Here is a 20,645-nt window from a genome sequence, read left to right as displayed (position 1 = left end):
TTATGACTACGAAAATGTTTAAGAAAATTCTGATTGCCAATCGCGGTGAGATTGCTTGCCGTGTGATGAAGACTGCTAAGCAGATGGGCATTAAAACAGTGGCTGTTTATTCAGAGGCTGACAAAGAAGCACGTCATGTTCAAATGGCTGATGAAGCTGTATGTATTGGACCTGCCCCATCACGCGAATCTTATTTAGTAATCGATCGTATTATTCAGGCCTGCAAAGATACTGGTGCTGAAGCTGTTCATCCTGGGTACGGTTTTTTATCAGAAAATGAGCAATTTGCAAAACGATGCGAAGAAGAGGGCATTGTTTTTATTGGACCAAAATTCCAATCCATTGCAGCAATGGGCGACAAAATTGCATCAAAGAAATTGGCTATAGCAGCCAAGGTAAATACCATCCCTGGTCATAATGAAGCGATTGCGACAAGCGAAGAAGCCCTAAAGATTGCTCAGGGCATCGGCTATCCTGTGATGATTAAAGCTTCTGCTGGTGGTGGCGGCAAAGGTTTGCGGGTGGCTTTTAATGACCAAGAGACTACCGAAGGATTTGCTGCCTGCAAAACTGAGGCTATGAATAGCTTTGGTGATGACCGAATATTTATTGAGAAATTTGTAGAGGGCCCGCGCCATATTGAAATTCAGGTTTTGGGCGATTCATATGGCAATGTGGTGTATCTCAATGAACGTGATTGCTCAATACAACGTCGACATCAGAAGGTAATTGAAGAGGCGCCATCACCCTTTATCGATCCAGCAACCCGCAAAGCAATGGGTGAGCAGGCAGTTGCCTTAGCTAAAGCGGTGAATTATCAGTCGGCTGGTACCGTTGAATTTGTGGTTGGTAAAGATAAGTCTTTTTACTTTCTTGAGATGAATACCCGCTTGCAAGTAGAGCATCCCGTGACTGAGAGTATTACTGGACTAGATTTAGTTGAGCAGATGATTCGTGTCGCTGCTGGCGAAAAGTTGGCATTCAAGCAAGAGGATGTCAAGCTTGATGGCTGGTCAATGGAATGTCGGATTAATGCGGATGATCCATTTCGTCATTTCTTGCCATCGACAGGTCGCTTGGTTAAATATCGTCCACCAGAGTCTATTAATGGTGTACGTGTAGATACCGGCGTATTTGAAGGTGGCGAAATTCCGATGCACTACGACTCCATGATTGCAAAATTAATTGTGCATGGGAAAGATCGCTCTGAGGCAATTGAGAAAATGCGTGCGGCCTTAAATGAGTTTGTGATTCGAGGTATTCATTCAAATATCCCTTTTCAAGCGGCCTTATTACAACACCCTCGATTTGTTAATGGCGATTTCACAACTGGGTTTATTGCTGAGGAATATCCAGAGGGTTTCCAAAAAGATTCGGTACAGCCAGCTGACCCTAAGCGATTAGCAGCTTTGGCAGCATTTATGCGCTATCGATATCTTGAATATATCAAGATGATTGATGGCCAGTTGGCTGGTCATGAAATGGTCATCGCGAAGAAGTTTGTTGTCGTAACGGGTAAAAAAACAGGATCTATGAATGATCCGCATGAAGTGCCGATTCGTGTAGAGCCCAAAGATGGCATCTATTCTGTTTACATAGATGAGGCTGATGGGGTAAGTCGTTACGACATTGTGAGCGATTGGCGTCCAGGTGAAATCTGCTTGAACGCGACTATTAATGGCATTCATAAAATCACTGCGCAAGTTGAGCGTCGTGGCGTAAGACATGTATTGATACTCGATGGGGCTCACTACGAATGTATGGTACTGAGTCCCTTGGGTGCTGAGTTGCAACGCCGTATGCCAATCAAACTGCCGCCAGATACCTCTAAAATGGTAATGTCACCGATGCCTGGTTTATTAACCAAAATAGGCGTAAAAGTAGGTGAAGCGGTCTCTGCAGGGCAAAAACTCGCAACTATTGAAGCTATGAAAATGGAAAATACTCTATCTGCAATGCAAGATGGTGTGGTAGCTGAAATTTGTGCCAAAGACGGCGATAGCTTGGCGGTGGATCAATTAATTATTCGATTTGAATAAGGAAGAATAATGACGGCAACAAAAAAGCCATTCAAAATTCTAGGAATTCAGCAAATTGCGATTGGTGGTCAAGATAAGAATGAGCTTAAAAAGCTCTGGGTCGATATGCTAGGCTTTCAGTTTAAGAGCACTTTTGTTTCTGAACGAGAAAATGTTGATGAAGATATCTGCGCCATTGGTACAGGCGTGCATGAGATAGAACTTGATCTTATGCAGCCCTTAGATATTGAAAAGAAACCTGCTGTTCATCAGACACCCCTCAATCACATTGGTTTGTGGGTAGATGATTTATCTAAAGCGGTTGAGTGGCTTTCTGCTAATGGTCTCCGTTTTGCCCCTGGCGGTATACGCAATGGTGCAGGTGGTTATGACATTGCCTTTGTTCATCCTAAGGGTAACGAGGAGTTCCCTGTTAGTGGTCAAGGAGTCCTCATCGAATTGGTTCAAGCACCACCAGAAGTGATTGCTGGATTGAGTTCATAATCAGCCATTGCATTTAATCTTAAAGAGTCTGACTTGACGCGTATATTAGCCATCGACACATCCTCTTCATGGTGTTCGGTGGCTTTATCTTTGGGTGATGAACCACCACTCTTAAAGCATGAGCCTGTTTCGGCTGGTGCTAGTCAACTCCTGCTTCCTTGGGTTAATCAATTGCTAGAGCAAACAGGCACGTCTATAAAAGATCTTGACGTGATAGCTATCGGAGTCGGCCCTGGTGCTTTTACAGGCGTTCGTTTGGGGGTTGCAGCAGTTCAGGGACTTGCTATTGCAAGGCGTATTCCAGTTATTCCAGTTGCTTCACTTGATGCAATAGCTGCACAGCTGATGTATGAAGAGCAATTTATATCAGCAAGACCAAAACAGATAGTGATAGCTATAGATGCACGTATGCATGAGATATATTGGGCTCAATACCAAGTAACCGATAAAGCTTTGCCAATTCGTATGGGGGATATCACGCTTTCTAAGCCAGAAGATCTCGAACTCGAAGGTATTGAATACATTGCTGGTAATGGACTTAAAGAGTATGGTAGTCGCTTATTTTCAAAGGGCAATCTGCTATTACCTAAATCTCATTTAGATCCAGAAATTGTCGTATCTGCTCTTGGTATTTTAGAGTGCGCAAAATTACAATGGGCGGAGCATCATCAAATTGATGTTCATTTGCTTGAACCGCTGTACATCCGAAATAAAGTTGCCTTTACCACCACAGAGCGCCTCGAGAATTTAGAGTTAGGACCTAAGCGCTAATGGCTATAAATGAGAGTGTGCCAACAGAAGGTATTTCGGAATTATCTTTTTTGCCTATGCAATCTGCAGACCTAGATGCGGTTTTAGCCATTGAGTCGGTTTCACATATTCACCCTTGGACCAAGGGAAACTTCGAGGATTCCTTAGCTGCTGGGCATTGGGCCTATTGCATCAGACCCCAAGTTGAGCAGTCAATTAAGGGATCCTTCTTAGATCCAGCTGTTCTCTGGGCTTATTGCATCCTCTTTCCGGCGGTTGATGAATTGCACTTGCTCAATATAACGGTTTCACCAAAACTCAGAAAATTAGGCCTCGCTACCAGGATGATGGGTGCAATTGAGGGTGTAGCTGCACAACAAAATATACCCAGAATTTTGCTAGAAGTGCGCCCGTCCAATACTGGCGCCTTTACTCTTTATCAAGGCTTGGGCTACGAGCAAATCGGGATTCGAAAAAACTACTATCCTGCAGATGGACAGTCGGGCGCTCGAGAGGATGCACTCGTCATGGCTAAATCGATTAAGCTATCGGTATGAGCAATATGCACTCGAACTTCTTAAAAGAAATGGGTATTACCGAATGGTCTTCCCGCGATCCTGCCGATCCGAGTGTAGAGCTTTCAAGTGTTGTAATTGAGCAAGTTGATAGCCAACAAAAATCAGATGACCTCAGCGCAGCACCACGCTGGCATTGGTGGTTTTTTGGAGATCAACCCAAAGACGATACACAGATCCTTTTTCAAAACATGGTACGTATTTTAGGTTTGAGTTCCTCTGAGTGGACTTGGCTAAAGCCTTCGGACAAACTGAATCTGCTTCAAGCGCCTGCTGAAGATATTCCCATTGTTGCTATCGCGTTTGGATCCACCTCTCTTCAAAAAATAACGGGCGAGCGTGACCCATTAACGCAATTGCGTGAAACAGTTTTAGCGATGAATACTGAAGGTAACGAAGAGATTCCAGTTCTAGCGTCTTTTGAGTTAAATCATTTTTTGACAAAACCTAAAGATAAAGCTCTTCTCTGGCAAGACCTCTTACTTGCTAAATCAGTACTTCTCAGTAATTAAAACAACAATATGATTAGTGTTTATGTTCACCGATGAGGTGCATAGAGTCATATTCTGCTTGGTTCCGAGCGTGACGCTTAATCACTAGCCACATAATTGCACTGACAGCGAGACCAAATCCAATAATGACAAACTGGATTGGGGCATCAAGCCAAATTAATAGCGAGTACACCAGCAGCATTGTCAAAACAGAAATATTTTCATTGAAGTTTTGTACGGCAATCGAATGACCGGCAGACATGAGGACATGACCGCGATGCTGCAAAAGAGCATTCATTGGAACAACAAAATATCCAGCGAGCCACCCAACCAGTACCAATAGAAAATAAGCGGGAAGTAAATTTAGGGAAACTTTTAGACTACCGATAGTCATGATGGTTGTGTCCGGTAGCATGTCAGCGTTGTAGACCGCCAAAATACAGACCACAAACCCCATCGCAACTCCGTAAGGTAGAACTCGTAAAGAGTCACGAAGCGGTATGCGCCATGCCGCCCACATCGCACCTCCAGCAACGCCAACTGCTGAAATCGCTTGCAGAATCGCACCTTGTGAAAGGTTCATATTTAATGCAACTTGCGCCCACTTAATCACAATAAATTGCAAGGTGGCGCCTGCACCCCAAAACAAAGTAGTCACTGCTAAGGAGATTTGACCAAGGCGATCATTCCAAAGTGTTGTGAAGCAGACAGAGAAATCTTTAATCAGCTCGATAGGATTGGTTTTTTGAGATACATAACGAGCCCCTGTATCTGGGATTTTTAAGTTAATGAATGCTGCAACGACATAAATCATCATGATGATGAGAATGGCGGATTCGGCAGGGGTATCAATGCCTGTATCAAATGTTGGTATATCCCAAGAAAGCAGACTTTGGGAAACCGTATTGCTGATCAATACGCCACCCAATACTGTTCCTAAAATAATAGAGCTTACTGTCAGGCCCTCTATCCAGCCATTAGCAGCAACTAATTTTTCCGGGGGAAGCAATTCAGTCAAAATACCATATTTGGCTGGGGAATAAGCTGCCGCACCCAGTCCAACGATTGCATAGGACATTAAGGGATGGCTGCCAAAAAGCATTGCTATACAACCAACAAACTTAATCGTATTGGTAATAAACATCACATTCCCTTTTGGGCGGGAATCTGCAAAGGCTCCTACAAAGGCAGCAAGCAATACATAAGATAATACAAAGAAGAGCTTGAGTAGCGGCGTCATCCAGGCCGGAGCATTGAGCTGGACCAATAGGGCAATAGCCGCTATGAGGAGGGCGTTATCAGCAAGCGACGAAAAAAATTGCGCCGCCATAATGATGTAAAAACTACGGTTCATTCGTACAATCTAGTCATTAATGTTATTAAAACATGAAAGGAGGGGTGAATATGGGTAGTCAAGCTAACAGCATGATAAATAGACCAATCTTGGCAACTATACACACGCAAGCCTTTCAGCATAATTTAAACAGAGTTCGGGAATTGGCTCCAGACTCAAAAATTTGGGCTGTTATTAAGGCAAGAGCTTATGGCCATTCCTTTGATGCCGCTTTCAAAGGCCTTGCTGCTAGTGATGGTTTTGCGCTTCTAGATATTGAAGATGCTCGCTGGCTGAGGCAACAAGGCTGGAGAGGTCGTATTTTGATGCTGGAGGGTCTATTTCATGAAAATGAACTTTTACTTGCCCAAGAGCTTAATTGCGATTTGGTTGTTCATTGCGAAGCTCAAGTTCAGTGGTTGGAGAAGTTTGAGGGTAAAGCCCATAATCCTTTCAATGTTTTTCTGAAAATGAATTCAGGTATGAACCGTCTCGGTTTCAAACCAGCAGTCTATCGGACAGTTTTTCATCGCCTACATTCTGCTGGCTATCATCTGCATCACATGACCCATTTTGCTAATGCAGATCAAGTGGATCAGCAGCCATCAGTGGGTAGCCAGATGGATATCTTTAACGAAACGATTGAGGGGCTGAAAGCTCCTACATCACTTGCGAATTCAGCGGCAATTCTATGGCACCGAAATGCACTTGGAGACTGGGTTCGTCCTGGCATCATGCTGTACGGCGCCTCTCCTACCGGTAATTACGAAGATATTGCGCATGCAAATTTAAGTGCAGTAATGCAACTGCATAGTGAAATCATTGATATTCAAGAATTACGGAAGGGCGATCGTATTGGTTATGGTGGTCGTTACGAAGCGCCTGAAGCAATGCGTATCGGTATAGTGGCCTGTGGCTACGCAGATGGCTATCCGCGTCAAGCACAAGATGGAACTCCAGTTTGGGTATTTGATGGCAATAATAATGGTGCAGGGCTTATTTGCCCGATCGTCGGGAGAGTGTCAATGGATATGCTTTCTATTGATCTTCGCAATACCCCTAATGCAAAAATTGGTAGCGTCGTAGAGTTATGGGGGGATCAGGTGCCGGTAGATCTAGTAGCGCAAATGAGCAATACGATCGGTTATGAACTGATCTGCGCGCTGGCGCCACGCGTTCCAGTAAAAATTAAATAATTACTTGTTCCAGATCTGCCACCATTGACGCTCTTTTTTAGCCCGTTGCCCAGTTTGTAGCATTGGGCTATCGGGGAAATTCAGGGCAAACACACGACCAGTATCGCTACTGAGTTCAACCATGCCCAATTTTTCATAGGACTTAAAAAGCAAGTAGAGCGCCTCTTCAACAGCAGGAGCGCGATCGTAATCACGAATGACCAATTGCGCGCGGTTGGCAGAGGCTAGGTAAGCACCACGCTGATAATAGAAGCGAGCAACTATCACATCGGCTTCAGCCAAAGAGTTCACGATGTAGCGCATACGATCTAAGGAATCTGGAGCGTATTTGCTATTCGGGAATCGCTCAACAACAATCTTGAATGACTCAAAAGCATCTTTAGCGGCCTTAGGATCACGCTCGCTCAAATCTTGTCCGGTAAATCGACCTAACCAACCCAGATCGTCATTAAAAGTGATGAGTCCTTTGAGATAGTAGGCGTAGTCTAAATTATCACTACCTTGATGGAGTTTAATAAAGCGATCAATTGCCACCATTGCCTGCGGGGTGTCTTGCGCTTTCCAGTAACAATAAGCAGCATTAATTTGTGCTTGTTGAGAATAGGGGCCAAATGGAAAGCGCGCCTCTAATTTCTCAAAATATTTTCCGCACTTTACAAAGTCAGTGTTATTTAATCTATCGGTAGCCTCGGAGTAAAGTTTGGATTCAGACCAGATATCGGTATCGTCCTTTTGCCCCTCACTGCCAGCACATCCACCGAGAGCAACCAACACTAATAGGCAGACTAAGACGAGCCCTAAAGATCTCAAGACTGAGGACGCTCCAAATTTAGATGGAGCAAAATTGACGGCAAGCCTTAAACTGGCGTCTGGAAATACATCGGATACAACTGAAAGGCCTTTTAAGCGTGGCATTGCCGCAAACTCCTGAATCGAATCCCGTTGATTATATCGATGAAGAGGATTTCATCTCATTAGAGATTTCTCAAGATATGTCTGGGGAACGCCTGGATAAGGCTTTGGCGACTTATTTGCCAGATTATTCCCGTAATAGGCTAAAGGCCTGGGTTGAGGCTGGGGCTGTGACGGTGGATGGCAGGGTTACAAAAGCCCGGTATTTACTTCATGGTGGGGAGAGTATCAAGGTGTTTCCTCAGGAAATGCCCGAACAATTTGCCTTTGAACCTGAGGATATTCCTTTGGATGTGGTTTACGAAGATGATTCTGTCATTGTTATTAATAAGCCACAGGGGCTGGTTGTTCATCCAGCAGCGGGTAATTGGACGGGTACTTTATTAAATGGCTTACTGTTTCACTTTCCTGAGTTGAAGCATTTGCCGCGTGCTGGAATAGTGCACCGCTTAGATAAAGATACTTCAGGTTTAATGGTGGTTGCTAGGACATCTCAAGCCCAGACTTCACTTGTTAAGCAACTTCAGGAGCGAACTGTAGGGCGACGCTATTTGGCGTGGGTGTGGGGTGATGCCCCAAGTCAAGGCAAGGTGTTGGCAACTGTGGGCCGGGATCAACGTGATCGTCTGAAAATGTCTGCCGGTAGTCCGCTAGGTAAGCCAGCGGCAACACTTTTTAGAAGACTTGCCAAGGGATCATTCAATGATGCCGCCTTGGCATTATTGGAATGTCGATTAGAAACTGGTCGGACCCATCAAATAAGGGTGCACTTAGAGTCGCTAGGTTTACCTATCTTGGGCGATCCAGTGTATAGAAAAAAAACACCAGGAGCAGCCAAGATACTCAATTTTAGTCGGCAGGCACTGCATGCTTATGCTTTAAGTCTTCAACACCCTATAAGTCATGAGGTAATGACGTGGTTTAAGTTGCCCCCGCAGGATATATTCCAGATTCTTCCCCAAATAGGTATGAGCTCAGAGGATTTACCTAAGGAAGAAGCGCTCTTAGCTTCTATCAAAAACGATCGAGCATGATGCGTTTCATTAAGCCGCACTGGCAAGCTTCGCCGATGGTTCATGCAATAGCGACCACTCGTATGGGGGGTTGTAGCCAATCACCTTATGACTCACTCAATTTGGGGGACCACGTAGGGGATAGTCTTGAAAATGTTATTGAAAATCGACGACTATTGAGAATGCAGATTCCATCAGATCCTTTATGGATGAAGCAAGTCCATGGTGTAGCAGTAAGCACGCCGTCTAGCAGATCTCAAGGCCTTAATCAGCTGATTGAGGCAGATGCCATTGTGACTAAGACACCGAATGAAGTATTAGCCATTTTGACTGCAGATTGTCTACCAGTTTTATTTGCTGCAAAAGATGGTTCTATTGTTGGCGCGGCACATGCCGGCTGGAGAGGTCTGAGTGCTGGGGTCATTGAACGAACCATCAAAGAAATGCTCTTGCTTTCTAATCATCTGGTAGCAAGTGATTTGTTGGTCTGGCTTGGACCTGCAATTGGGCCTGACGCATTTGAGGTCGGTCAGGATGTGTATCAAGCCTTTACAGACTCTGGGATCCCTATTGGAACGAAAGATTTTGTAGCCATTGACCGAACGCCTGGAAAATATATGGCCAATCTCTACTCTTTAGCCATAACCCGTTTAAGGGCCGCAGGAATCTCTCAGATTAGTGGTGGTGATCTGTGTACGTATCATGACAAACAAGATTTTTTTTCATATCGTCGTGATGGTGCATCTGGTCGGTCCGCTTCCCTTATTTGGATTTCTAAATAAATCGCTTGGACTTTCCAGGTTTAGTGCGGGTAATTACTAGATTTGCCTCAGGGCTAGGGTTATTGCGTATAACTCAATATGTCTTATGGATGGAGAATGTCTTTAATTAATTCAAGAGACTAATATGTTTGCAGGCATGAATACCGGTGCAACGCCATCCTTGGCGGCGCATCATATGGCGTTAATTCCCCCAGAACGTTTGGCGGAAATCCAAAAAGAATATTTTGCGGAGTTGGCGCATATTGCTACCAATCCAGAAGCGATTAAAGTGAAGGATCGTCGTTTCGCTGGAAAAGCTTGGCATTCATCTTGGAGCAAGGTGATTGCTGCAACCTACCTTTTAAATTCAAAACATTTGATGGCCTTAGCCAATGCTGTCGAGACTGACGATAAGACTAAGCAGAAAATCTTGTTCACTACCGAACAAATGATCGATGCACTATCACCATCTAACTTCATAGCAACTAACCCAGAGGTTCTTGAAAATATTATTAGTACTCAGGGTCAATCTATACAAAAAGGGATTGCGAATCTGCTTGGAGATATGAAAAAGGGTAAAGTTTCTATTACCGATGAAAGTGCCTTTGAAGTTGGTAAAAATATTGCGACTACCGAGGGACATGTGGTATTTCGTAATGACTTATTTGAGTTAATTCAATATAAGCCCTTAACTGAAACGGTATTTGAGCGCCCCTATTTAATGGTGCCCCCATGCATCAATAAATATTACATTTTAGATTTACAGCCGGATAATTCAGTAGTGCGTCATATGGTTTCACAGGGGCATATGGTTTTTCTGGTTTCTTGGAAAAACCCCGATGCGTCAATGGCTAAGGTCAGCTGGGATGACTATGTAGGCAATGGTGTTATCAAGGCAATTGAGGTTGTGAAGGATATAAGTAAAAGCAAGCAAATTAATATTTTGGGTTTCTGTGTTGGCGGCACACTGACTTCTTCAGCCTTGGCAGTCCTTGCCGCGCGAAATGAGCATCCTGCGGCAAGCCTTACCTTGTTTACCACTTTGTTGGATTTCACAAATACCGGAATTTTGGATGTCTTCATTGATGAAGGCATGGTGGAGCTGCGTGAAAATACTATTGGCGGTAAGGGTGGTAAGTACGGCATGATGTCGGGCCTAGATCTAGGTAATACATTCTCTTTTTTACGACCCAATGATTTAGTTTGGAACTATGTTGTAGAGAACTATCTGAAAGGTAACTCGCCACCACCATTCGACTTACTCTATTGGAATGGAGATGCTACCAATTTACCCGGTGCCATGTACTGCTGGTACTTGAGACATACCTATTTACAAAATGATTTAGTCAAGCCGGGCAAACTGACTATTTGCGGTGAGAAAATAGATTTAGGCAAAATCAAATGCCCTGCATATATATATGCCTCACAAGAGGATCACATTGTTCCATGGCAGTCTGCTTACGAGTCTGCGCATATTCTAAAAGGTAAAAATCGCTTTGTCCTAGGCGCATCAGGACATATCGCTGGGGTAATTAATCCTCCTGTAAAAAATAAACGCTATTACTTTGAAAACAACAAAATAGCACCTACTGCCCAAGCGTGGTTAGAGGGGGCTAAGCAAATGACAGGAAGTTGGTGGCCCAATTACACCAAATGGCTAGAGCAGTTTGGTGGAGAGCAAAAACCCGTCTCCAATACTTTTGGAAACGCAAAGTACAAAAAGATGGAAGCAGCGCCTGGAGTGTATGTCAAAGAAAAAGCTGCAACAGCAATCAACTAATTAACGAGTGTTTTTTACAAGGGGAAAGTAATGTCTCAAAAAGTCGCATATGTAACTGGTGGCATGGGTGGTATCGGTACTGCTATTTGCCAACGCCTAGCAAAGGATGGATTTAAGGTGATTGCTGGTTGCGGCCCGAATTCACCACGTAAAGACCGTTGGATCGGTGAACAAAAAGCGCTTGGATTTGATTTCATTGCTTCTGAGGGTAATGTCTCAGATTGGGATAGCACTGTTGCTGCATTTGAGAAGGTTAAGGCAGAGGTAGGCCGGGTTGATGTGCTGGTGAATAACGCCGGTATTACGCGTGATAGCGTATTTCGCAAAATGACCCCCGAGGCATGGAAGGCAGTCATTGATACCAATCTGAACTCCTTATTTAATGTTACAAAACAGGTGATTGAGGGTATGGTAGATAACAATTGGGGAAGAATTATTAATATCTCCTCAGTGAATGGTCAAAAAGGGCAGTTTGGCCAAGCCAATTACTCCACTGCCAAAGCGGGTTTGCATGGCTTCACAATGGCTTTAGCGCAAGAAGTTGCCACCAAGGGTGTCACAGTCAACACTGTTTCTCCTGGCTATATTGGAACTGACATGGTTAAAGCGATCCGTGAGGATGTGCTAGAAAAGATCGTTTCTGGCATTCCAGTCAAGCGTTTAGGCACTCCTGATGAAATTGCATCAATATGCTGCTGGATTGCCTCGGATGATGGCGGCTATGCAACCGGCGCAGATTTCTCATTAAATGGCGGTATACATACTGGCTAATCCTATTAATACAAGATTTGCAACGGCGCGACGCATTGAATTTACCTTTTGGTCAAACTAGGGATAAACTATGCTGATGTTGCGTTGCAGTACTAAGTAAGGAAAATTATGGTTACCCGAACAAAGCGAGTTGGCGAAGAGCGACTTATTAAGAAGTATCCCAATCGTCGTTTATATGACACTCAAACAAGTACCTATGTCACTTTAGCTGACATTAAAGCTCTAGTCATGGCAAACGAAGTATTTAAGGTGATTGATGCCAAAACCGAAGAAGAGCTGACGCGCAATATTCTCTTGCAAATAATTCTAGAAGAAGAGGCTGGCGGCGCACCCGTTTTTTCTTCGCAAATGCTTTCGCAAATTATTCGCTTTTATGGAAACTCCATGCAAGGTCTAATGGGAAATTACCTCGAAAAGACCATGCAATCTTTTGTTGATATTCATCATAAGTTGGGCGATCAAACTAAAGGCTTGGGCGCTGGAAGTACTCCTGAGGCATGGTCTCAGATGCTCAACCTGCAAAATCCCCTCATGCAGAATTTGATGGGCAGTTATATGGATCAAAGCAAAGACTTGTTTATTAAGATGCAAGAACAAATGCAAGGGTCACAAAATATTTTTGGTGGCTTTCCGTTTACTCCCCAGCCTACTAAAACAGAAAAAGAATAGTTGTGGCAGGAAAAATTGGTTTTGTATCCTTAGGTTGTCCTAAGGCCTTAGTCGACTCTGAATTAATTCTGACCCAACTCAGTGCTGAAGGGTATGAGACTGCTAAGGATTATTCCGGCGCAGATTTGGTAGTGGTCAATACTTGTGGCTTTATTGATTCTGCAGTTGAAGAAAGTCTTTCTGCCATCGGTGATGCTCTTGCGGCCAATGGTAAGGTCATTGTCACTGGTTGCTTAGGCGCTAGAAAGAATGCAGATGGCAGTGATCTGATCCAAAGCATTCACCCTAAAGTCCTTGCTGTTACTGGGCCTCATGCCACCGCTGAAGTGATGCAAGCAATCCACTTGCATTTACCCAAACCTCATGATCCCTTCATGGATTTAGTGCCACCAACAGGGGTTAAGCTGACACCCAAGCACTATGCTTACCTTAAAATTTCTGAAGGTTGTAATCACCGTTGTACCTTCTGCATTATTCCCAATCTTCGCGGTGATTTAGTTTCTAGACCGATTGGTGAAGTCTTGCTTGAAGCTAAACGTTTATTTGAATCTGGGGTTAAAGAGTTACTAGTTGTATCTCAAGATACCAGTGCCTATGGGGTTGATATTCAATATCGAACCGGCTTTTGGGATGGTAAGCCAGTAAAGACGCGCATGTTTGATCTGGTAAATGCTTTAAATCAAATTGCACGTGAGCATCAAGCTTGGGTAAGATTGCATTATGTTTATCCTTATCCCCATGTTGATGATATCTTGCCATTGATGGCAGAATTTTCAGAGCATGGTTATGGAGTCTTGCCTTATTTAGACATTCCTTTGCAGCATGCACATCCCGATGTTCTTAAAAGAATGAAGCGGCCTGCTAGCGGCGAAAAGAACTTAGAGCGTATTTTGGCTTGGCGCAATACATGCCCTGATCTGGTGATACGTAGTACTTTTATTGCCGGCTTTCCAGGAGAGACCGAGGAAGAATTCGAATATCTTCTTAATTTCTTGGATGAAGCGCAAATAGATCGGGCAGGGTGCTTTGCTTATTCTCCAGTGGATGGGGCACTTGCTAATCAGCTAGAAAATCCATTGCCTGATCTGATTAGAGAAGAGCGGCGCGCTCGTTTTATGGCTAAAGCTGAAGACATTTCCATTAAGCGTCTTGCTAAAAAAATAGGCAAACGTATTCAAGTCCTGATTGATCGCATTGATGAATCGGGCGGAATTGGTCGCACAAGTGGTGACGCCCCTGAAATTGACGGATTAGTGCGGGTTTTGCCAGCCAATAAGCCTTCTAAACGCTATCGTGTGGGTGAAATCATCCGTGTAACGGTCATTGACTCCCAAGGGCATGACCTAATAGCCGAAACTTGAGCAATGTAATAAAAATGATAGTTGTATTATTAATTAAGCCTATTTTTGGGTTCAGCTAAGGGGATTTTTATGAGTCGTGATGTCGTTGTCTTAAGTGCAGTTCGTTCCGCTATCGGTGCCTTCAATGGTGCTCTCAGTAGCTTTGAGCCTTCTGAGCTCGGCGGTATTGTGATGAAAGAGGCAGTGGCTCGTTCTGGCGTTGATCCAGCCCTTATTAATTACGTGACTGTAGGCAATACCATCCCGACCGATAGTCGCTATGCTTATGTTGCTCGAGTAGCTGCGATCCAGGCTGGCTTGCCAATGGAATCAGTCGCAATGGCTTTAAATCGTTTGTGCAGCTCTGGCTTACAAGCAATTGTGACTACTGCTCAACAAATCATGCTGGGTGATTGTGATTATGGTGTTGGCGGTGGCGTAGAAGTCATGTCACGTGGCATGTATGGATCACCAGCAATGCGGAGCGGTGCTCGCATGGGCGACACCAAAATGCTCGACTTAATGGTAGCAGTATTGACAGACCCATTTGGTGTTGGCCATATGGGCGTTACTGCTGAGAACCTCGTTGAAAAGTGGAAGTTAACTCGCGAAGAGCAGGACGCATTAGCGGTTGAGTCTCATCGTCGCGCGGCACATGCCATTAAAGAGGGCCGTTTCAAATCACAAATCGTGCCAATCACTATTAAGTCTCGTAAAGGTGACGTGGTATTTGATACCGATGAGCATTGTAAGCCTGACACCACGATGGAAACTCTTGGCAAGATGAAGGCTGTATTCAAAAAAGAGGGTGGCTCTGTAACTGCAGGTAACGCCTCGGGTATTAATGACGGTGCCGCTTTCTTTGTTTTGGCTGATGCTGAAACAGCCCAGAAGGCTGGTCATAAAGCTATCGCCCGTCTAGTGTCTTACGCTGTTGCAGGTGTGCCAAACCATATCATGGGTGAAGGTCCAATCCCAGCAACGAAGCTTGCGCTCGAACGTGCTGGTCTGAAGCTTGAGCAAATGGATGTGATTGAATCGAACGAAGCGTTTGCGGCGCAGGCATTAGCCGTTACTAAAGGCTTAGGACTTGATCCAGCAAAGACAAACGTGAATGGTGGCGCAATTGCGTTAGGGCATCCGATTGGATGTTCTGGTGCTGCTATCGCTACTAAAGCAATTCATGAGTTACATCGTGTTCAAGGGAAATATGCCTTGGTCACCATGTGTATTGGTGGCGGTCAAGGTATTGCGACTATTTTCGAACGTATGTAAAAAGGCGTAGCTTGCTTAAGTATGAACTTAGGCAAGTAAGAGTAAGGCTGCATCTAAGCCGACATGGTCAAAAGCCGCGTCGGTTTTTTCTTTTACAACGGGCTTTGCCTTATATGCCACGCTAATACCTGAGCCATTCATCATGATGAGGTCATTGGCCCCATCACCCATTGCTATGGCATTTTCTTTGGTGTATCCCAATTCCAAGCATGTCTGATCGAGATAAGCGGCTTTAGCCATACCATCAACGATCTCACCGATGACCTTACCAGTGAGTTTGCCGTCAATAATTTCGAGAGTATTGGCTTGTGTTTGTTTTAGACCAAATTGCTCGCGTAATTTTTCTGTAAAGAAAGTAAAGCCTCCAGAAACAAGCAGGGTATAGATGCCACGCTCATGAGCGCCTGCCAAAAGTTCAGCAGCACCAGGATTAAGACGTAATCTTTCACGGTAAACAGACTCTAATGAATCAGCAGATACACCCTCCAAAAGAGCAACTCGTCGACGCAAGCTCTCTTTGAAATCTTTTATTTCACCACGCATGGTTGCTTCAGTAATTTGGGCGACAGCCGATTTTTTTCCAGTGAAATCAGCAATTTCATCAATGCATTCAATGTTAATCAGGGTTGAATCCATGTCCATTGCTAAAACTTTGATGGCACTTGGCTGAAATTTAGGCTTTAGGAAACAAAGATCAGTATAAAAACTGCTGGCTATCCCTCGCAATAATTGCCTTTGGGGTGAATCAAGATGCTGGCTTATTTCCCAGCTAGCTAAATGGTAGTGACCATGAGTAGTTTGACTATCGCTAGTGTGCAAAGAGGCGCCAAATTTTGATGCATGGTCCTTGAGCTCAAAGACCATTTTTTCAGAAATAGGTGATTGAGAAATAGCAACAAGGGATTGATAGCTCATGTATCTAATGATAGTGGGGTTAATTGGCTTGTGCTGAATTGAGCATGGCAGATTCATTGAGTCGCCGTAGTATTTGCCTTATTGCATCTAGGCGCTGCTCTAACTTCTCAAACTCACGGTCTTTTTGAGGTAGAACCTTCAGTTTGTCTTGGCCATTGAGTTGAATATATTTTGAGCTTTGAATTAACTGAATAATCTTCATTGGATCGATGGGTGGATTCGGAATAAATTGAATTTGTATTGATGCAGGTGTCGCATCAATCTTCTTGATCCCAAAACCAGTCATTTCTAAACGCAATCGATGCGTTTCATAAAATGATTTGGCTTGATCTGGTAGGTCACCAAAGCGATCAACGAGCTCTTCCCGCAACCCCATCAATTGTGAAAAATCATTAGTTCCAGCAAACCGTTTATATAAAGATAAGCGCTCATGAACATCAGGACAGTAGTCGCTAGGCAATAGAGCAGGAACCCCCAGATTGACATCGGTAGTTGCTTGAAGTGGGGATAGTAGATCTGGTTCTTTACCGCTACGGAGCGATTTCACTGCACGATTGAGCATTTCTGTATATAGCTGAAAACCAATTTCATGAATTTCACCTGACTGCTTATCACCCAATACTTCTCCAGCTCCACGAATTTCAAGATCATGCATGGCCAAATAGAAGCCTGAGCCAAGCTCTTCCATCGCCTGAATGGCATTGAGTCGTAATTGTGCCTGTTTGCTAAGAGCCTCAGGATCAGGAACAAGTAAATAGGCGTATGCCTGGTGATGGGATCGACCCACGCGACCACGAAGTTGATGTAATTGAGCTAGGCCAAATTTATCTGCGCGATGCATGATGATAGTGTTGGCAGTAGGTACGTCAATTCCGGTTTCAATAATGGTAGTACAGAGCAAGATATTGGTTCTTTGCGTAACAAACTCTCTCATTACTGACTCTAGCTCACGCTCATGCATTTGGCCGTGGGCAACGCTAATACTTGCTTCCGGTATCAATTCCTGAAGAGCATGTTTACGATTTTCAATGGTTTCCACTTCATTGTGGAGGAAATACACCTGACCCCCACGTTTGATTTCACGTAATACGGCCTCTCTAATGACGCTATCTCCTTCTCTTCGTACAAAGGTTTTAATCGCCAAGCGCTTTTGCGGTGCTGTGGCGATGATGGAAAATTCCCGTAAGCCTTCCATTGCCATCCCTAAAGTTCTTGGTATCGGCGTAGCTGTGAGGGTCAATATATCGACTTCTGCTCGCAATGCTTTTAACGCATCCTTTTGGCGAACTCCGAAGCGATGCTCCTCATCCACAATCACAAGACCCAGGTTGGCAAATTGAGTTTCTTTAGAAAGTAATTTATGCGTACCAATGATGATATCGGCATCACCTTTAGCGATAGCCTCTAAGGCGGCATTAATTTCCTTAGTAGTTTTAAAACGTGACAGCTCTACGATTCGCACAGGCCAATCTGCGAAACGATCTTTCCAGGTTGCCACATGTTGTTCTGCGAGTAGGGTAGTTGGAGCTAGGATAGCTACCTGCTTGCCACCCATGACTGCAACAAAACTGGCCCGAAGAGCAACTTCGGTCTTACCGAAACCAACATCACCGCATACTAAGCGATCCATGGGTGTTCCACTGGTCATATCCCCGATGACTGCAGCAATGGCATTGGCTTGATCCGGTGTTTCCTCAAACCCAAAACTTTCGGAAAAGGCAGCATAATCATGTGCAGAAAATTCAAATGCATGACCTTTGCGAATTGCTCTGGCCGCATATAGGCTCAATAATTCAGCGGCAGTATCACGAATTTGCTGTGCTGCTTTGCGCTTAGCTTTATCCCATTGACCTGATCCTAGCTGATGTAATGGTGCTGAGTCGGGGTCAGAGCCAGCATAACGTGTCACCATTTGTAATTGCTGGACTGGCACGTAAAGAGTAGCTTGGCCTGCATATTGCAAATGTAAAAATTCTTCAAAAACAGGTGCTTCTTTTTGAGTTGCCAGATTTAGCAAAACTAAGCCTTGATATCTTCCAATACCATGTTCTGCATGCACTACCGGATCACCAATTTTAAGTTCGGATAAATCTTTAAACAGCATATCCGGGTCGGCTGACTCTGATCCTTTACCCTGACGTCTTTGCCTTGCTGTAGAGGTGAATAATTCCGCCTCTGTAAGAATGATTAAATTTTCTGCAGGCCAGGAAAAACCATTAAAAAGAGAGGCTGTAACAAGGCCAAACGGCGAATCGCTTTTAATAAACTCTGCAACCCCTTCAAATCCTTCGGGCTTTAATAGAAATAGCGGTTTGCCATCTTGCCCTGCAAGAGCATTACTTTCTTCAAATAGCTGTCGAATGGATTCCTTTCGTCCAGCACTGTCTGCACAGATCAAAACTCGCCCCGTCTGATTTGTGAGCAAATTTCGCAAGCTTGCAACGGGGTCAGTCTCTTTACGATGGACGGCAATATCGGGTACTGATTGAAATTGGGCTGACTCTGTTACACCCTTTTCTAAAACTAAGCGCGCATAGGGTTTGGCTGTTGAAAAAAATTCATCTACATCTAGAAAAAGTTCCTTAGGGGGTAGTATGGGACGATCAAGATCATGCTTTAAGAACTCATATCGTGATTGAGTATCTTTCCAAAAGGTGCGGATAGTTTCCTCTAGATCACCAATGCTCAGAATCCATACTGGATCGCCTGAACGTGGAAAATAATCAAATACAGTAGAGCTCTCATTGAAAAACAATGGAAGATAGGACTCAATGCCAGCACTTGGTATGCCTAAGTTTGCATCTTTATAGATAGAGCATCTTGATGGATCTCCTTCGAAGACCTCTCTCCAGCGCCCTCGAAATGCAGTACGTGAATCATCGTCAAACGGAAATTCATGACCAGGTAAGAGGCGGACTTCTTTAACTGGATAAAGACTGCGTTGGGTATCGGGATCAAAGGCGCGGATTTGTTCAATCTCATCACCAAATAGATCTAAGCGGTAGGGAAGATTTGATCCCATTGGAAAGAAGTCAATAAGTCCACCGCGAATGCTGTATTCACCAGGTCGCATTACTGCGCTAACTGGATCGTAGCCTGCCTGTTGTAACTGAAGTCTTAGTGCTCCCTCATTCAACCTGTCTCCTTGCCGAAAGAAAAAGGTGTGCCCAGAAAGAAAATGGGGCGGCCCTAATTTCTGTAAGGCAGTTGTAATGGGTACTAAAACAATATCGCAGCTTCCATTGAGCAACTCATACAAAGTAGCCAGACGCTCGGATACTAAATCTTGATGTGGGGAAAAGTGATCGTATGGAAGGATTTCCCAGTCTGGCAGAAGACGGGTTTTAAGCTGCGGCGCAAAAGTAGGGATTTCCTCTAAGAGACGTTGGGCCTCTTGTGCCTGGGCACAAAAAACCACCATGACAGAAAAATCGTTACGGTAACGTAAGGCTGATTGGGCAATTAAGGCCGCATCTGCTGAGCCAACTAACCCTGAATAGGTAAAGCGCTGCCCAGCCCGCGGAGCGGGTATGGGGGTTACTGGATTTAATGCATCAAACATCTGGGCTCATTATAGAATCAGGTATGGGCTTAGGAAACCAATCAATAGCAAAGTGTCACGCTCTCTTGCCAACGGCAGGAAGTGGGTCACGTCTGGGAGGTGACTTGCCCAAGCAGTTTAGGCAGTTGGCTGGAAAGCCTATGTTGTCATATGCGGTGGAGGCATTTCTTCAAAGTCCGCATGTTGAATCTATTTGGATTGGTGTGAGCCCTGGATTTATAGATAATCCCATCCTAAAAAAATTTGCACAAGGTAAAAAGCCAATTCATTTTCTGCCAACTGGTGGTCCTACAAGGCAGGAAACCGTTCGCAATACCCTGGGAAAAATGCTGGAGTCTGGTCTGCCTATAAATGACTGGGTGATGGTTCATGATGCTGCAAGGCCTGGTATTACTCCTGAACTCATTGAAAAGTTATTTCAGGCGGTCAAGATATCCAACGTAGGTGGTCTTTTGGCTATGCCATTAGCTGATACCTTAAAACAAGCAGATTTGGATTCGGCTGTAGCGGGTAATTTGCCACATTCAGAAAAGACCATTCCTAGAGAACGCTTGTGGCAAGCACAAACACCGCAAATGTTTGGCTTGAAAAGTCTGCATGATGCACTCACTGATGCCATTCGACTTGAGCTTGATGTAACTGATGAGGCAAGTGCAATGGAGCTAGCGGGAATTAAACCTCTGCTGATTGAAGGCGCCACTCGGAATCTAAAGGTTACTCATCCAGCAGATTGGGAATTGATGCAAATCATATTACAGTCAACTGGTAAATAAAGAATCT

Annotated in this window: 18 protein-coding genes; 14 read left to right on the top strand and 4 right to left on the bottom strand. The window is 44.3% G+C overall.

Going from position 1 to position 20,645, the window contains the following annotated elements:
- The first annotated feature begins 2 nt into the window (after positions 1-2).
- The 5 genes from accC to ICN38_RS04345 are packed head-to-tail and all read left to right on the top strand — an operon-like array spanning position 3 to position 4,359.
- A complete protein-coding gene (accC, locus tag ICN38_RS04365; RefSeq protein WP_255562711.1) occupies positions 3-2,039 on the top strand; it encodes an acetyl-CoA carboxylase biotin carboxylase subunit in 2,037 nt (678 codons plus the stop codon).
- Between the two features lie 9 nt (positions 2,040-2,048).
- The gene (locus tag ICN38_RS04360; protein WP_216255577.1) at positions 2,049-2,522 is read left to right on the top strand and encodes a VOC family protein; all 474 of its coding nucleotides are present in this window, start codon (positions 2,049-2,051) and stop codon (positions 2,520-2,522) included.
- Positions 2,523-2,555: 33 nt separating this feature from the next.
- On the top strand, positions 2,556-3,293 hold the full coding sequence (gene tsaB / locus ICN38_RS04355; RefSeq protein WP_216862709.1) for a tRNA (adenosine(37)-N6)-threonylcarbamoyltransferase complex dimerization subunit type 1 TsaB: 738 nt from the start codon (positions 2,556-2,558) through the stop codon (positions 3,291-3,293).
- Positions 3,293-3,829, top strand: coding sequence for a GNAT family N-acetyltransferase (locus ICN38_RS04350; RefSeq protein WP_216255574.1), 537 nt, complete (start codon positions 3,293-3,295; stop codon positions 3,827-3,829). The genes tsaB and ICN38_RS04350 overlap by 1 nt, the downstream gene beginning before the upstream one ends.
- Positions 3,826-4,359 (top strand): DNA polymerase III subunit psi, encoded by a 534-nt coding sequence (locus ICN38_RS04345; protein ID WP_216255572.1) that lies wholly within the window; start codon positions 3,826-3,828, stop codon positions 4,357-4,359. The genes ICN38_RS04350 and ICN38_RS04345 overlap by 4 nt, the downstream gene beginning before the upstream one ends.
- 13 nt (positions 4,360-4,372) lie before the next feature.
- On the opposite strand, the gene lplT is transcribed toward ICN38_RS04345, so the two are convergent.
- A complete protein-coding gene (lplT, locus tag ICN38_RS04340; RefSeq protein ID WP_216255571.1) occupies positions 4,373-5,692 on the bottom strand; it encodes a lysophospholipid transporter LplT in 1,320 nt (439 codons plus the stop codon).
- A gap of 74 nt (positions 5,693-5,766) precedes the next feature.
- On the opposite strand from lplT, the gene alr reads away from it, so the two are divergent.
- Complete coding sequence (alr, locus tag ICN38_RS04335; protein WP_216256252.1) at positions 5,767-6,867, top strand: alanine racemase; 1,101 nt, start codon at positions 5,767-5,769, stop codon at positions 6,865-6,867.
- Here the strand turns inward: alr and ICN38_RS04330 are convergent, their stop codons facing one another.
- Entirely contained in the window at positions 6,868-7,782 is a 915-nt protein-coding gene (locus tag ICN38_RS04330; protein WP_216255568.1) for an outer membrane protein assembly factor BamD, read from the bottom strand.
- On the opposite strand from ICN38_RS04330, the gene ICN38_RS04325 reads away from it, so the two are divergent.
- From ICN38_RS04325 to ICN38_RS04295, 7 genes are all read left to right on the top strand, one after another.
- Positions 7,776-8,813 (top strand): RluA family pseudouridine synthase, encoded by a 1,038-nt coding sequence (locus ICN38_RS04325; protein ID WP_216255566.1) that lies wholly within the window; start codon positions 7,776-7,778, stop codon positions 8,811-8,813. The genes ICN38_RS04330 and ICN38_RS04325 overlap by 7 nt on opposite strands.
- The gene (pgeF, locus tag ICN38_RS04320) at positions 8,810-9,574 is read left to right on the top strand and encodes a peptidoglycan editing factor PgeF (protein ID WP_255562709.1); all 765 of its coding nucleotides are present in this window, start codon (positions 8,810-8,812) and stop codon (positions 9,572-9,574) included. Before ICN38_RS04325 ends, pgeF begins: the two co-directional genes overlap by 4 nt.
- A gap of 124 nt (positions 9,575-9,698) precedes the next feature.
- A complete protein-coding gene (phaC, locus tag ICN38_RS04315) occupies positions 9,699-11,333 on the top strand; it encodes a class I poly(R)-hydroxyalkanoic acid synthase (protein WP_216255564.1) in 1,635 nt (544 codons plus the stop codon).
- A 30-nt stretch (positions 11,334-11,363) separates the two neighbouring features.
- Complete coding sequence (locus tag ICN38_RS04310; RefSeq protein ID WP_216255562.1) at positions 11,364-12,104, top strand: 3-ketoacyl-ACP reductase; 741 nt, start codon at positions 11,364-11,366, stop codon at positions 12,102-12,104.
- 108 nt (positions 12,105-12,212) lie between these two features.
- On the top strand, positions 12,213-12,773 hold the full coding sequence (gene phaR, locus ICN38_RS04305; RefSeq protein ID WP_216255560.1) for a polyhydroxyalkanoate synthesis repressor PhaR: 561 nt from the start codon (positions 12,213-12,215) through the stop codon (positions 12,771-12,773).
- 2 nt (positions 12,774-12,775) lie between these two features.
- Positions 12,776-14,134: a 30S ribosomal protein S12 methylthiotransferase RimO gene (gene rimO, locus ICN38_RS04300; RefSeq protein ID WP_216255558.1), complete on the top strand. Its 1,359-nt coding sequence runs from the start codon at positions 12,776-12,778 to the stop codon at positions 14,132-14,134.
- A 69-nt stretch (positions 14,135-14,203) separates the two neighbouring features.
- Positions 14,204-15,388 (top strand): acetyl-CoA C-acyltransferase family protein, encoded by a 1,185-nt coding sequence (locus ICN38_RS04295; protein ID WP_216255556.1) that lies wholly within the window; start codon positions 14,204-14,206, stop codon positions 15,386-15,388.
- Positions 15,389-15,415: 27 nt separating this feature from the next.
- Here ICN38_RS04295 and serB read toward each other — a convergent pair whose 3' ends face one another.
- On the bottom strand, positions 15,416-16,303 hold the full coding sequence (gene serB, locus ICN38_RS04290) for a phosphoserine phosphatase SerB (protein ID WP_255562708.1): 888 nt from the start codon (positions 16,301-16,303) through the stop codon (positions 15,416-15,418).
- A gap of 19 nt (positions 16,304-16,322) precedes the next feature.
- Positions 16,323-19,865 (bottom strand): transcription-repair coupling factor, encoded by a 3,543-nt coding sequence (mfd, locus tag ICN38_RS04285; protein ID WP_216255554.1) that lies wholly within the window; start codon positions 19,863-19,865, stop codon positions 16,323-16,325.
- Positions 19,866-19,888: 23 nt separating this feature from the next.
- On the opposite strand from mfd, the gene ispD reads away from it, so the two are divergent.
- Positions 19,889-20,638, top strand: coding sequence for a 2-C-methyl-D-erythritol 4-phosphate cytidylyltransferase (gene ispD / locus ICN38_RS04280; RefSeq protein WP_216255551.1), 750 nt, complete (start codon positions 19,889-19,891; stop codon positions 20,636-20,638).
- Positions 20,639-20,645 lie beyond the last annotated feature (7 nt).

The organism is Polynucleobacter sp. AP-Melu-500A-A1 (genome assembly GCF_018882125.1).
Taxonomy (GTDB): domain Bacteria; phylum Pseudomonadota; class Gammaproteobacteria; order Burkholderiales; family Burkholderiaceae; genus Polynucleobacter.
This window is presented reverse-complemented; position numbering and strand designations above follow the sequence as displayed.

What these genes read in the sequence shown, in the direction of transcription:
- accC (WP_255562711.1), top strand. Translation starts at nt 3, where the DNA reads ATGACTACGAAAATGTTTAAGAAAATTCTGATTGCCAATCGCGGTGAG.
- ICN38_RS04360 (WP_216255577.1), top strand. Translation starts at nt 2,049, where the DNA reads ATGACGGCAACAAAAAAGCCATTCAAAATTCTAGGAATTCAGCAAATT.
- ICN38_RS04350 (WP_216255574.1), top strand. Translation starts at nt 3,293, where the DNA reads ATGGCTATAAATGAGAGTGTGCCAACAGAAGGTATTTCGGAATTATCT.
- ICN38_RS04345 (WP_216255572.1), top strand. Translation starts at nt 3,826, where the DNA reads ATGAGCAATATGCACTCGAACTTCTTAAAAGAAATGGGTATTACCGAA.
- lplT (WP_216255571.1), bottom strand. Translation starts at nt 5,692, where the DNA reads ATGAACCGTAGTTTTTACATCATTATGGCGGCGCAATTTTTTTCGTCG.
- ICN38_RS04330 (WP_216255568.1), bottom strand. Translation starts at nt 7,782, where the DNA reads ATGCCACGCTTAAAAGGCCTTTCAGTTGTATCCGATGTATTTCCAGAC.
- pgeF (WP_255562709.1), top strand. Translation starts at nt 8,810, where the DNA reads ATGATGCGTTTCATTAAGCCGCACTGGCAAGCTTCGCCGATGGTTCAT.
- phaC (WP_216255564.1), top strand. Translation starts at nt 9,699, where the DNA reads ATGTTTGCAGGCATGAATACCGGTGCAACGCCATCCTTGGCGGCGCAT.
- ICN38_RS04310 (WP_216255562.1), top strand. Translation starts at nt 11,364, where the DNA reads ATGTCTCAAAAAGTCGCATATGTAACTGGTGGCATGGGTGGTATCGGT.
- phaR (WP_216255560.1), top strand. Translation starts at nt 12,213, where the DNA reads ATGGTTACCCGAACAAAGCGAGTTGGCGAAGAGCGACTTATTAAGAAG.
- ICN38_RS04295 (WP_216255556.1), top strand. Translation starts at nt 14,204, where the DNA reads ATGAGTCGTGATGTCGTTGTCTTAAGTGCAGTTCGTTCCGCTATCGGT.
- serB (WP_255562708.1), bottom strand. Translation starts at nt 16,303, where the DNA reads ATGAGCTATCAATCCCTTGTTGCTATTTCTCAATCACCTATTTCTGAA.
- mfd (WP_216255554.1), bottom strand. Translation starts at nt 19,865, where the DNA reads ATGTTTGATGCATTAAATCCAGTAACCCCCATACCCGCTCCGCGGGCT.
- ispD (WP_216255551.1), top strand. Translation starts at nt 19,889, where the DNA reads ATGGGCTTAGGAAACCAATCAATAGCAAAGTGTCACGCTCTCTTGCCA.